10 protein-coding genes are annotated in these 12556 nt (G+C 51.0%); 1 reads left to right on the top strand and 9 read right to left on the bottom strand.

What is annotated here, in order from left to right:
• Positions 1–439: 439 nt before the first annotated feature.
• Positions 440–1354 carry an AEC family transporter gene (locus tag SPIBUDDY_RS00925; RefSeq protein ID WP_013605879.1) on the bottom strand — a complete coding sequence of 305 codons (915 nt, stop codon included), beginning with the start codon at positions 1352–1354 and terminating at the stop codon, positions 440–442.
• 24 nt (positions 1355–1378) lie between these two features.
• On the bottom strand, positions 1379–2704 hold the full coding sequence (locus tag SPIBUDDY_RS00920) for an enolase C-terminal domain-like protein (RefSeq protein WP_013605878.1): 1326 nt from the start codon (positions 2702–2704) through the stop codon (positions 1379–1381).
• 307 nt (positions 2705–3011) lie between these two features.
• On the opposite strand from SPIBUDDY_RS00920, the gene SPIBUDDY_RS00915 reads away from it, so the two are divergent.
• Complete coding sequence (locus SPIBUDDY_RS00915; protein WP_013605877.1) at positions 3012–3803, top strand: IclR family transcriptional regulator; 792 nt, start codon at positions 3012–3014, stop codon at positions 3801–3803.
• On the opposite strand, the gene SPIBUDDY_RS00910 is transcribed toward SPIBUDDY_RS00915, so the two are convergent.
• The 7 genes from SPIBUDDY_RS00910 to SPIBUDDY_RS00880 form a co-directional block, all read right to left on the bottom strand.
• Positions 3784–5172, bottom strand: a complete 1389-nt coding sequence (locus tag SPIBUDDY_RS00910; RefSeq protein WP_013605876.1) for an ATP-binding protein — start codon at positions 5170–5172, stop codon at positions 3784–3786. The two genes, SPIBUDDY_RS00915 and SPIBUDDY_RS00910, sit on opposite strands and share 20 nt — an antisense overlap.
• A 139-nt stretch (positions 5173–5311) precedes the next feature.
• Positions 5312–6214, bottom strand: a complete 903-nt coding sequence (locus tag SPIBUDDY_RS00905) for a dihydrodipicolinate synthase family protein (RefSeq protein ID WP_013605875.1) — start codon at positions 6212–6214, stop codon at positions 5312–5314.
• 2 nt (positions 6215–6216) lie between these two features.
• Complete coding sequence (garR, locus tag SPIBUDDY_RS00900; protein WP_013605874.1) at positions 6217–7101, bottom strand: 2-hydroxy-3-oxopropionate reductase; 885 nt, start codon at positions 7099–7101, stop codon at positions 6217–6219.
• A 266-nt stretch (positions 7102–7367) separates the two neighbouring features.
• On the bottom strand, positions 7368–8525 hold the full coding sequence (locus SPIBUDDY_RS00895) for a type III PLP-dependent enzyme (RefSeq protein WP_041380893.1): 1158 nt from the start codon (positions 8523–8525) through the stop codon (positions 7368–7370).
• A 58-nt stretch (positions 8526–8583) separates the two neighbouring features.
• Positions 8584–9540, bottom strand: coding sequence for a D-2-hydroxyacid dehydrogenase (locus tag SPIBUDDY_RS00890; RefSeq protein WP_013605872.1), 957 nt, complete (start codon positions 9538–9540; stop codon positions 8584–8586).
• A gap of 88 nt (positions 9541–9628) precedes the next feature.
• Positions 9629–10048, bottom strand: coding sequence for a response regulator (locus tag SPIBUDDY_RS00885; protein WP_013605871.1), 420 nt, complete (start codon positions 10046–10048; stop codon positions 9629–9631).
• The gene (locus SPIBUDDY_RS00880; RefSeq protein WP_081454585.1) at positions 10045–12162 is read right to left on the bottom strand and encodes a substrate-binding domain-containing protein; all 2118 of its coding nucleotides are present in this window, start codon (positions 12160–12162) and stop codon (positions 10045–10047) included. Before SPIBUDDY_RS00880 ends, SPIBUDDY_RS00885 begins: the two co-directional genes overlap by 4 nt.
• Between the last annotated feature and the right edge of the window lie 394 nt (positions 12163–12556).

Raw genomic sequence — 12556 nt, 5'->3', positions numbered from 1 at the left:
CTTCTGAATCTAGACCACCCCAAAAAGGGGTATCGATATGTCATACACCTGCATGCAGGTCCATACCCAAACACGAGGGCCGCCTTCTCATACTTTGATAGGTCAAGCCTGTATTGATAGCGTACGCTTGGTTTTTCCATCTGTCAACGAAAAAATATTCATTTTCAAAATCCTTTTGATTTTTTATAATGAAAGTTCAATTTTTTCAACTAATAGATGAAAGAATCACCCGTATGCACTTTCTATCTCCCAGAAAAGCACTAGCCTTTACAAATGTATTTATTGCATTATGTTTAAACATTTTAGATGATTTTTCTCAGGTTTTTTTCTTCAGCTAATAGAAGTGGCATATACCCTACCACATCAAGCCGCCATAAAATAAGTCATAATTTTTATAACACTGTTTGATTTTATGAAGCTAAAAACAAATACACTGAAGTCAAAGAATCATACCCCAGAAAGGAATGGAAACCAAAGAAAGCAACGTGCTGATAATAACCAGTTTTGAAGCATAGGTAGTATCTCTTCCATACTTGGAAGCCAGAATGACCGTTGAGGACCCCCCAGGCATCGCCGCAAGAATAACCCCCACTCCGATGAGCAAGCGATCGATGCCCAATATACGTCCCGCCAGGAGGGAGACAAGGGGAATCAGCACCAACCGCAATAGGGAGAACTGCAACAGATTCACATCCAGGTGCAGATGTTCTTTCTTCATCTCCGCGAACAAGGAACCGATAAGCAACATCGACAGGGCTGTAGTGCAGTTGCCCAAGCTCGAGAGGGTCATACGGGCGAAAGCCGGAATAGGAAGGCGGGTTACCATAAGGATCAACCCTACATAGACAGCCACCATGCAGGGGTGCAGGATGACTTTCCTTGCTGCCTGCTTCTTATTGGCGGCAGCCGGACTGAAGATTGAGAGACCTGCCGTCCACATCACCACCCGCTGGGGAATAAGGTAGATGGAGGCATACATCAAACCGGCCGCGCCAAAGAGTTCCCCTGCGATCGGAAGACCCAGAAAGCCTGCATTTGAAACCAGGATTCCATAGTGCAGCACGCTTCGTTTGGCCATTTCCACCTTGCGAAACGTAAAGCGGGTCAACAGGTAGCAAAACATCTGGATTGCTGTAGAAATAAGGAAAATGATCGACAAGGAGACAAACAGCTCGGCATTAATATCTATTTGGAAAGACAGCACAATGCTGCACGGAAGCGTGACGTACAGGACCAGGTCGGTGAGCAGCGTCTTGGCACTCTCGTTGAAGAGTCCTACCTTGCGAAGTAGCAAACCGACCACCAGCAGGGCGAACAGTTGGCCCTGCAGGTTCCAGAGACTGGAAAAATCCATCGTACACTCCCTTCAGCTAAAGCATCAGCGAACCAAGGCAGGGCGCTTTGGGTCGAACTTCCAACCAGGAATCAAATACTGCATGCCAAGAGCATCATCACGGGCTCCAAGGCAGTGCTCCTCGTACACCTTGTTGGCCTTCAGGATCTGGTTGCGATCGACTTCAATACCCAAGCCGGGCTTGTTCGGAATCGCAATATATCCGTCCTCGATCCTGGGGGGATCGACCGTCAGCCGTTCAATGCCTTCCTGCCAGATCCAATGGGTGTCGATAGCGGTTGGATTACCCGGTACCGCAGCTCCTACGTGGGCGATCATAGCCAGGGAGATGTCAAAATGGTTGTTGGAGTGCGAACCCCAGGTCAAGCCGAACTCATCGCACATCTGACCGACGCGCACAGCCCCGCTCATGGTCCAGAAGTGGCAGTCGGCAAGAGGGATGTCGACACTCTGCAGCTCAAGGGAGTGACCGAACTCCCGCCAGTCGGTAGCAATCATATTCGTGGCGGTGGGAAGGCCGGTGGCTCGGCGGAACTCACTGAGCACCTCGCGTCCGCTGTAGCCCTTCTCTGCCCCACAGGGATCCTCACAATACGTCAGAATGCCATGCATGTCCTTGCACAGGCCAATGGCTTCCTTCAGGGACCAACCGCCGTTGGGGTCGATGGTCATGCGGGCTTCGGGGAAAGCCTTCTTCAGCGCCTTGATCACCTCGATCTCCTGCCTACCCTCGAGCACTCCGCCCTTAAGTTTGAAATCCCTGAAGCCGTAGAGGTCCTGGCTTGCACGTGCAAGCTCCACCACGGCCTCTGCATCGAGGGCCTCTTCATGGCGCAGACGGTACCAGTCGATGCTGTTCTTCTGATCCGCATAGTAAGGGAGATCGGTCTTCTTCCGGTCGGCGATGAAGAAAAGGTAGCCCAACACCTTGACCCTGTCACGAACCATTCCGTCGCCAAGCAGCGAGGCCACTGGAACTTCCAGGTACTGGCCGAGCAGGTCCAACAGGGGTGCCTCGATTGCGGTAATTACATGAATGCCGGTTCTCAAATCAAAGGTTTGCAGTCCGCGTACATCATTGTCGTCGTTTCCCAAGGCCGCCTTGACCTTCAGGAGCGTCTGCTTGTATTCGCTGAGCTTCGAGCCTTCCACCACAGGCTTGACTTGCTCCAAGGCGCGGGTGATTTTCTGTCCGCCGGGGACCTCTCCGACGCCGGTATTCCCCTGGCTGTCGGTAAGGATGACGATGTTACGGGTGAAATAGGGTGCATGGGCACCACTGAGGTTCAGCAGCATGCTGTCTTTGCCGGCTACGGGATAGACTTCCATTTTCTGGATATACGGTGTCATGGGTTCTCCTCCTGATCGGGAAACGTGGTATTCAGGCTACGCACACTTCAAGGCTATAACGGTTTTTCCGGATTGTCAATTTAATGTTAATTTTTTATAACATCTATTTAGTTTTCTATAATACCATTTGACGTATTGACCCGGATATCTTAGTTTCATGGCTGGGGGATACACAAATATCCACTACTGTACAGAATTGTTCTGGATATTTATGCATATTTGGTTTGATTTTCCATTGCTTGCATGTAATACTATAATAGTATTATACAAATCATCCATACTTTCAAATGCAGACCGAGGAACTACCATGCCCATTGATACCGACAAGTACAATATCAAGACTGTTGCCCGTTGCTTCCAAATCCTGGATTACGCCTCCGAGCAGAGCGGCCCCATCTCCATCCAGGATGTCTGTGCAGCCCTGGACACCAACAGCAATATGGCATTCCGCCTGCTGGCGAGCCTGCAGAACTCCGGCTACATGACCAAGGACCCCTATACGGGGCTCTATGCCATTTCCCTGAAAACCCTCAAACTCAGCAGGAGCGCTTTGCAGTCCCAGGAGATCCGAAAGGTGACGATGCCCTACCTGGAGCTGCTGTGGAACCAGTTCCCCAAGGCGAATGTGAACATGGCGGTGTTCTATAACGGGGAGGTTCTGATGCTCGACCGCATCGACACCCAATCCACCCCCCGAACCTACTTCACCCCCGGACGCCAACTGCCCTTCCATTGCTCGGCTTTAGGCAAGGTGCTGACCTGCGAGTTGAAGGAAGAGGAACTGGACACGCTCATCAAGCAGAAGGGCTTGAACCGCTATACAGAGAAAACCATCACCGATCCCAAGGCCTTGAAGGATGAGCTTGCCAAGGTTCGCAAGGAAGGAGCAGCCCGCGACCGCAATGAGTTCATTGAGGGCGACAACTGCTCCGCTGTTCCCGTACGCGGCCGCGACGGGAGGATTATTGCAGGCATCAGCGTAAGTGCCCTCACCTCCAACATGGCGGTCGAGGAGATCGAGGCTGCCATCCCAAGGCTCAAGGATACCGCCTCAAAGATATCCTATATGATGGGCTACACTACACAACCGGTGATGTAGTTGGTACCATTTGCTCAACGCCAACCAGCGTGGCAAGCTTTGCTTTTTGAAGCTCATCGGTGAAACCTGATTTGGAGAACAGCCAGTACTCGGCCTGTTCTCCTTTCAATAAGAGCGTACTGCGTTGGACCAAACGGGCATAGTCGCTCAACCCTACCTTGGTGGTTCTCCATTTGCATTCTGCAAAAACCATCCCCCCATTCGCATCTTCGGCAACCAAATCCAATTCCTCATTCTGCTGATTTTGTTGGTCAAAGCCCCACCAATGAGAAAGTGCAATGATTGGTCTATTCGTGTGTTGGAGAAAATACGTATGACACATTTGCTCAAACTGCTTGCCCACGAATTGGTCCATGTGCTGTTCAAGAAGACGTAATGGACCTTCCGGTTTTCCTTGTTCCAATAATGCAAGGTAGGGATAGACAAAACGCAAATAAAAGGTAAAAAGAGAATCAGAAATCCGATAGACCCCTTTCTTGCCTTGCTTCTCGCCAAAAGGTAGTTCCTTGGTAACAAGACCTAGCGTTTGAAGCGTTGAAAGAAGAGCAGCAAGATGTGCTGAGCTGACCCCAAGTTTATCTGCCATCTGGTTTGGCTTCGTGGTTCCCGCAGCAAGGAGCGCCAAGACTTGTGCATATTGCTCTGGATTTCGTGTCTCCATCGAAAGTAAAAATTGCGGTTCATAGTACAAAAGACCTGTTTTTAGGAACCAAATTTCCCTGATCGCCTCCCACAAAGGCTCTTTTGATGCAAAATATTGTACATATAAGGGAACACCACCGGTCATCGCTTGTACAAGAACTGATTCAATCGGACTACGAGCACAGAGTGAGGCTGTTTCAGCAAGAGAGAAAGGATTTAGTTTCAATGTCCTTGTTCTACGACCGTACAGTGGACTTTTTGATCCCATTACTTCCTGTTCCATGAAACTGACTGATGAACCTGTGAGAATAATCATGAGCTTGGTTTTCTTCAGCAGGTGGTCAATGGCATATTGGAGTACACTCATGCTACTTGGAATGGACGAGCAGAAGTAGGGAAACTCATCAATTACAAAAATCAGTCGCTCATGCTCAGAAACTTCACAAAGATACTCCAATGCCTTCTCGAAACTTGCAAATTTCACTTGGGCTTTCTGGAGCAAAGAATCACTGATAGCCTCAGACAACTTCTCCAAGCCAATTGTTTCAGTTCCCTTTTGGGCCATGTGGTAAATTGCACGCTTTTCCTCACAAAATCGCACTACCAACGAGGTTTTGCCGATTCTTCGTCTCCCATATATGACACAGAATTCAAAATCTTGCGATGCATAGGCTTTTTCAAGGTAGGCAAGCTCTTCTTCTCTTCCGATAAATAGTTGGTCAGTCATAGATACAGTTAATCACTCAATTTCGTTTTAGTAAAGTACGTTTTACTAAATCATGTTTGAGTAACTATAATGAAGGCTGCCCTTTTCGGACAGCCTTCATGTTGGTTGTAGAGAATTGGGATGCCTGTGGCAGTGCGTATCAGCCGGAGACGAAACCGCCGTCGACCAGTTGCTTCCTCAGGTTCTCCTGCTGCTTGGCGGGGGACGGCAGGTTCGGCAGGAACGGGCTTCCCACCTGCATGCCCACCAGGTTCGCCAGGTCCTTGGTCGCCACCGGGAAGCTGGAAGCGTCGGTCGCAAGCCTGACGGGGTTCAGCTGCCACTGCGCCTCAAGCGACCCCTTCAGGTCCCCGCCCACGTACTTGTCGTAGATAGAGCAGACAAGGGCGGGCAGGTAGTTGGCCGTCGAGCACACAGCACCCACGGCACCCACGCACAGCCCCGAGTAGATCAGCGTGTCCTTGCCGCACATCACCTTGAAGCCCACGTCGGCGTTGCGCCGGATGAACTCCATGGTCTGCGTCAGGTCCCCGCTGGAGTCCTTCATGCCCACCAGGTTGGGGATGCTGTGCGCAAGCTCCTGTACCAGGTCCTGGCTCATCGCGTAGCCGCAGCGCCCCGGGTTGTTGTACAGCAGCACCGCAGTATCGCCCACCGAAGCGGCTATGCTCCTGATGTGCCCCTTCAGCTCCTGTTCGGTCGGCTTGATGAACATCGGCTGCAGGATCGAGATTCCCTTCGCCCCCAGCCTCACGCCCATTTGGGCGAGGCGGATGCACTTGCCGGTGCGGATGTTGCCCACGCCCATGTACACCGGCACCCGGCCCGCCGTCTGGTCCATGATGACCGACAGGGCCCTTTCCATCTCGTCCTCCTCCATCATGTAGAACTCCCCGTTGGAGCCGAAGGCCAGGACGCCGGAGCATCCGCCCTCTATGACGAAGTCGATGAGGTTGCGCAGCGCCTGCTCGTCCAGGCTCTCGTCTTCTGTGATGGGTGTCACGATCGGGGGGATGATCCCCTTGATGAAGGAGGTATCCATACTCACTCCCCGATCTTCGTGCCGGACAGCTTGGCGTAGTAGCGGGCAAGGGCGCTGTGGTCGTCGCCTCCGAACCCGTCGCTGTGCAGCGTCTCCATCATCTCGCGCGCAAGTGAGGTCAGCGGGAGCGGGGATCCCACCCCGTGGCCGGTGTCCAATGCATTGGCGAGGTCCTTGATGTGCAGGTCGATCTTGAAGCCCGGCTTGAAGTTAGAGTCCATCATCATCGGGGCCTTGGCGTTCATCACCGTGCTTCCGGCAAGACCTCCCTTGATCGCATCGAACACAAGGTGCGGGTCCACCCCGGCCTTGCGCACCAGCGTGAAGGCCTCCGCCACCGCCGCTATGTTCAGCGCCACGATGATCTGGTTGGCCAGCTTGGTCGTGTTCCCCGCCCCAATCGGCCCGCAGTGCACCGCACTGGCCCCCATGACCAGCAGGATGTCCCTCACTTCCTCGAAGAGGCCCTTCTCCCCCCCGACCATGATCGCAAGGCTGCCGTCGATGGCCTTCGGCTCGCCGCCGCTTACCGGGGCGTCGAGCATGCGCACCTTCTTCTGTGCACAGGCCTTCTCGACCTCCTGGCTCGCAAGGGGGGCGATGGAGGACATGTCGATGAGGATCAGGCCCTCTCTTGCCCCCTCGAGCACCCCGCCCTCTCCCATGACCACGCTCTTTACGTGCGGGCTGTTGGGCAGCATCGTGATCAGAAGGGGCACCTGGGCCGCCACGTCGGCAGAACTCCTGCCCGCTGTCGCTCCGGCTGCTACCACGTCGGCCACGTTGGCCGCATTCACATCATAACAAACAATACTATGACCTGCCTTGAGCAGGTTCTTCGCCATGGGCTTGCCCATGATGCCAAGTCCGATGAATCCAATCTTCATATGCTTACTCCTCAGAATTATTGTGCGTATCAACAGAAAGACGTGTTCATTACGCGAAACACACCTGCCCTTACTACTAGAGTACGAGGAGACATTGGAATTGTCAACTAAAATTATAGATTCAAGAGAGTCTATTATATTTTTTATATTTACTAGTATAAATTTCAAATTGCATTATATTTTACAACTTTTAGTAACAAAAAGGGCCTACCCGAAGGTAAGCCACAGAACGTTACTCAATACATGAGAGAAGAAAGGATTCCTAATTATATCACCAGAGTCTGTAAAGGCGGGAAACCGTTGAACTCTATTGCAGAGTAACTGCTGGTGTACGCTCCGGTGGAGAGCCAATACAACCGATCTCCCACCGCAAGGCTCAGCGGTAGTTCGTAACGGTAATCCTCATACAGCGTATCCATGGAATCACACGTGGGTCCTGCAAGAATCACCTGCTCCAAAGGTCCATTGCGTTCACAGAGGATTGGATAGTGGATAGCCTCACCAAGTGTTTCCATAAGTCCGCCGAAACGCCCGCAGTCTTGGTATACCCATCGTTCCAGTGCCGTTCGGGACTTGCGGGAAATAAGTACTATCTCCGAGACAAGCACCCCTGAATCCCCAACAAGAGAACGTCCGGGTTCTATGATTATTTCAGGTAAAATATCCCCATAATCTTCCTCGAGGTACCGCTTGATCTCATCGGCATAGGTTTGGACAGGGTTGGTCCGTTCCCGATAGGTGGCAGGAAACCCGCCTCCCATATTGATGCAGGATAGCTTGAGGTCCTCATTCTCCAACAGCCACGTAAACAAGTAACTGACCTTCGAAAGAGCACTATCCCACGCGGTAATGTCGCGCTGTTGGGAGCCCACATGAAAAGAGAGCCCCCAAGGCTGCAGGCCTAGCTTTCTTGCCAGTATGAGCAGGTCGCCGGCCAAATCCGGGCTGCAACCAAACTTTCTGGACAGCGGCCAGTCGGCGGTCTGCGCTCCTTCGGTCATCAGGCGGACCATGATTTTCGAACCGGGGGCTGCCATCGCAATATTTCTCAAGTCGCCTTCACTGTCGGTTACGAACAACCGTATTCCCGCAGCATAAAACTCTTTGATGTGTTCAAATTTCTTGATGGTATTGCCACAGCTCATGCGATCGGCACTGATACCCAGCTCCTGCAAGCGACGAAGCTCATACACCGATGCCACGTCGAAGTTTGAGCCAAGACGGTCAAGCAGACTCAGCACAGCTGGCGCAGGGTTGGCTTTTACAGCATAATATATCTTTGCAAAAGGAATTGCATCGAGAAGCTCTTGATACTTCTCCTCGATTACATCCGAGAGAATCAGCTGGAACGGTGTCTCACGGTCCTGGGAATTTTCCAGTACTCGCTGCCACCGTTCCTTAGACATTATTTCAGTAGTGTTCATATGGCTGACTATGTAATTTTGTGCTCGATGTGTCAATCAGAACACTCCTACTATTTTGCTATGCATTCACCACATTCTGGCTCTTGCCTGAAAGGAATGCCTTAAGATTCTCAACTGCAATATCCATCAGACGCTGTCTGCTTTCCTTCGGTGCCCAGCTGATGTGCGGAGTGATGAGACAATTCTTAGCAGTCAGAAGAGGATTGTCTTCCCTGATCGGCTCAGAGGAGACTACATCCAAGCCTGCTGCATAGACTTTGCCGCTATTCAGTGCATCGGCGAGGTCCTGCTCCACAATAAGAGGTCCCCGACTGTTGTTGAGAATGATCACCCCGTCCTTCATCTTTGCAATGGTGTCCTTGTTGATGATGCCCTTGGTCTGTTCAAAGAGCGGACAGTGAAGAGAAATGACATCACTTCTGTTCAGCAGTTCGTCCAGCGAGACATACACATCCTGCTGCTTCGGATCCTGGTAGGAGTCATAGGCGATCACCTGCATGCCGAAGGCACGGGCGATCCTGGCTACCGACTGTCCGATCCTACCATAGCCGATAAGGCCCATGGTCTTGCCTGCAAGCTCAATGAGCGGATAATCCCAGAAGCAGAAATCAGGGCAGTTTGCCCATCGACCTTGTTTGACGGCATCACTGTGATGCTGGACATGGTGGGCGATTTCCAGAAGTAAAGCGAATGCAAACTGAGCAACGGCATCGGTTCCATACGTAGGAATATTGCAAACAGGAATACCCTTCTCTTTCGCTGCCTGGGTATCGACTACATTGTAGCCGGTGGCAAGAACACCGATATACTTGACCTTCGGTGCTCGATCTATGGTTTCCTTACTCAGCGGTGTCTTGTTGGTGATTACAATATCGGCACTGCCGATGCGAGAAAGAATATCCTTTGCATCGGTTCGATCGTAGACTGTTACATCGCCGAGCTTTTCAAAGCCTTCCCAACTCAGGTCTCCAGGGTTTTCGGTATATCCATCAAGAATAACTATGGTGTGCTGCATACAAACTCCTTCAATCATTTTGCCTATCGTAGCATACAACGATAGAGAAAATCAGCTGTCTGATAGAAGGAGCCCTTCATTGTTTGCGTTACAGCCTGTCAGCCATACGCTGCTTGAGGTTCTCGCTGATACCCAGCTTGCCGTGGAGGATGTGCCTGATTGAGTCCAGAAGGACTTCAGGGCGCTCGTGTTTCATCACATAGCCGTTGGCGCCGCTGGCGAGGGCTCGTTCCCCATACAGGTTTTCATCGTGCATCGAGACTACAAGTATTTTCAGCTGTGGATGCCTGGTTTTGCATTCATTGACCAAGGTAAGTCCGCTTTCGCCCAACAGGGAGATGTCGATGATCGCAAGCGAAGGCTCAAGCGAGTTCAGGAGTTGTCTTCCTTCCTCTAGAGACCCGGCTTCCCCGATGCACTGTAGGCTCAAGCCTTCCCGCACCAGTGCGCTGATACCGCTTCTATACAGCGGATGGTCGTCGATGATGACAAACGTTTTACTTTTCACACGCCCTCCTGAAAGCCAACCCTGCAAGAGACTACCGTCCCTTGGGAAGTAGATGAAAAATGCAAGGTTCCTCCAATAAGATTGGCCCGATAGGTAAGAATCTTCAGTCCCATACCAGCAGCAGATTTTCCCTTCTTCAGTTCAAAACCCACTCCGTTATCAGCAACCTCAACCAACATCGAATGAGCATCGCAAGAGAGCCGAACCGTTATATGGCTGGCTTTTGCATGCTTGATTGCGTTGTTCAAGGCTTCCTGGATTATTCTGTATAGTTGGATTGACTGTTCCTTATCGTCGATTTGGAAACCCGGCTGAACCTCAAGGGTGATTGTATCCCCATCGGTCAAATTCTTTGATTTGACCAGCTGCATTACCGAGGCGACGAACCCGTTATCCTGCAAATCAGAAGGAAATAGGTCGCGAGCAATTTGCTTGGCAGTATAGGCACTTCGCAGTGCCGATTCACTGATGAGCTTGGCAAGTTGCTGAGCCGATGGAGAGCCATTCTTCTTTAATGTCGACTCCAGTGTCGCAGCAAGCATGCCAAGGCCTGCCAAATCCTGGCACAAATCATCGTGTATATCCTGACCGATGCGGGTCATAATATTGTTTGAAACTTCCAACAATTCCCGCTCCAACTCCTTACGCTGGGCAATTTCCTTCTTCAGCAGCTTGTTGGCCGACGTGAGTTCGCCGGTACGTTTGTTCACTTCCCGCTGCAGCGTCAACTCCCGGTCCTTTTCCAAGGACATGATCAAAGCTCCTTTCATGGACGTGGTGATCAAATCCCGCAAGGTGGCGTATACGTGCATGTCATTTGCATCGGGGGTGCAGATGAAATATCCCATCTGCTCGGAACCAAATTGCAGAGGCTCACAGACGTATGCCTGAAAATCATCAGGAAGCCCTTGGGGAAGCAGGGTACTGGTAGAAAACTGCTGTCCATTGGGAGCAAGAATGGTTACCTCATCGCCTGCAAGGTGCATATACAGACTTGAGCGGTCTGTGCCTTTACTCTGCTCGTCTATCATGACCACAGCGGCAAAGCGGATACCCAACCGCCTCAAGCCCCGGGCAAGCTCGGAGAGAATTTCCTCGAGCTTGAATGTTCTGACAACGGCAGCTTCAATGCGCCTGAGAACGCCAGAACGAGAACGCTCCCCCACCTGCAGAGAAAAGAGTTTTCTTAGGCTGACCTGCAACTGAGCAACTGCAGACTCTGCACTGCCGGTAGCGGCGTTCATACAGCCGCAACTCTGCCGGATTACCACATCGGTTGTCAGGTCGGCAACAATATGGCTTTGGTCGAAAAGGTTCAACTTCCATTCTGAAGCCAAGTATTGAACCGCCCTTCTGCCCAACTCGCTGGTAGGCTGATGAATGGTGGTAAGGGCTGGAATGGAGAGAACACTATAGGGGATGTCATCGAACCCTGTTACCGATACCTGGGAAGGTACATGGATGGCGTTCTCTTCCAACGCCCGAATCGAGCCGAAAGCCATCTGGTCGTTGGCTGCCACTACTGCGTCAAAGCACCAATCTTGTTCAATGAGCGAGAGGGTTCGTTCATACGCTCGCTCTTCCAAGAAATCTGCATACACGACCGTAGGCTCTGCTTGGGGGAGCAATTCAGCCAACGTGGATACAAATTCCGCCTTTCGCGCCTCACTCTCGGGATGTCCCTTCGGCCCTGCAAGAAACAAGAAGATCTTGCGTCCATGCTCCCTCACCAAATGGCTGGTCAGTTGTGCCATGCCTCCACTGGCTTGCGGGCACAGCGTAAAGGCATTTTCGAATGGAAGACCGATGGAGACAATGGGAATATGGGAAAAGGAGGCGAGGTACCCTCCAATGCGCTCACGGGAGAATGAGGATCCCATGGTGTTGGTCATGACGATCAAGCCATCGAGCTGGGTCTTCGCAGCCAAGTTGAATGCGGTATCGTCCAATGCCCCGGCCTTGCTTAGCGTATTGGTGTTGCTCCCTTCGTAGAAGATGAGCTGCACAGGATATCGCCTTGCTTCTTCCAAGGCCCCATGAAAGACAAGGTTCTGATAGTACTCATCAAATTGGGTTGCCAAGAACCCAATCCGCTTTAGTGCTGGACTTCCCATATACTTGGTAGTATAGCCCGAATTCGATGCGAAGATGAATTTTTTGTATGACGATTATAAGGACAAGGCGATAAAGACTCTTCACTGAACTTTCGATAATTTTCTATTCCGAATGTTGATTTCATTGTATAAATCTGTTTTAGGAAGAAGTACACACCTGATTAAAACTATTCTAATTGTTACGTACATGTTAAACCATAACCGTGGATTGATATGGTACATTTTTGTTTACACATTTTGAAACACTGGAGTACGCCTCGGAGACACCTTCTTATTGATCAACTCTGTCCTGGTTTCTTTAGTATTTGTATGATACCTATCTCGACAGATGGAATATCCCATTTCGCAGATTTACAGAAAATATCAACAATAAATAATCCTTTGTATCTTCATG

It is taken from the genome of Sphaerochaeta globosa str. Buddy, from assembly GCF_000190435.1.
Lineage (GTDB): Bacteria > Spirochaetota > Spirochaetia > Sphaerochaetales > Sphaerochaetaceae > Sphaerochaeta > Sphaerochaeta globosa.
This window is presented reverse-complemented; position numbering and strand designations above follow the sequence as displayed.

Coding starts and splice junctions, on each gene's coding strand:
- SPIBUDDY_RS00925 (WP_013605879.1), bottom strand. CDS start 1,354: ATGGATTTTTCCAGTCTCTGGAACCTGCAGGGCCAACTGTTCGCCCTG.
- SPIBUDDY_RS00920 (WP_013605878.1), bottom strand. CDS start 2,704: ATGACACCGTATATCCAGAAAATGGAAGTCTATCCCGTAGCCGGCAAA.
- SPIBUDDY_RS00915 (WP_013605877.1), top strand. CDS start 3,012: ATGCCCATTGATACCGACAAGTACAATATCAAGACTGTTGCCCGTTGC.
- SPIBUDDY_RS00910 (WP_013605876.1), bottom strand. CDS start 5,172: ATGACTGACCAACTATTTATCGGAAGAGAAGAAGAGCTTGCCTACCTT.
- SPIBUDDY_RS00905 (WP_013605875.1), bottom strand. CDS start 6,214: ATGGATACCTCCTTCATCAAGGGGATCATCCCCCCGATCGTGACACCC.
- garR (WP_013605874.1), bottom strand. CDS start 7,101: ATGAAGATTGGATTCATCGGACTTGGCATCATGGGCAAGCCCATGGCG.
- SPIBUDDY_RS00895 (WP_041380893.1), bottom strand. CDS start 8,525: ATGAACACTACTGAAATAATGTCTAAGGAACGGTGGCAGCGAGTACTG.
- SPIBUDDY_RS00890 (WP_013605872.1), bottom strand. CDS start 9,540: ATGCAGCACACCATAGTTATTCTTGATGGATATACCGAAAACCCTGGA.
- SPIBUDDY_RS00880 (WP_081454585.1), bottom strand. CDS start 12,162: ATGGGAAGTCCAGCACTAAAGCGGATTGGGTTCTTGGCAACCCAATTT.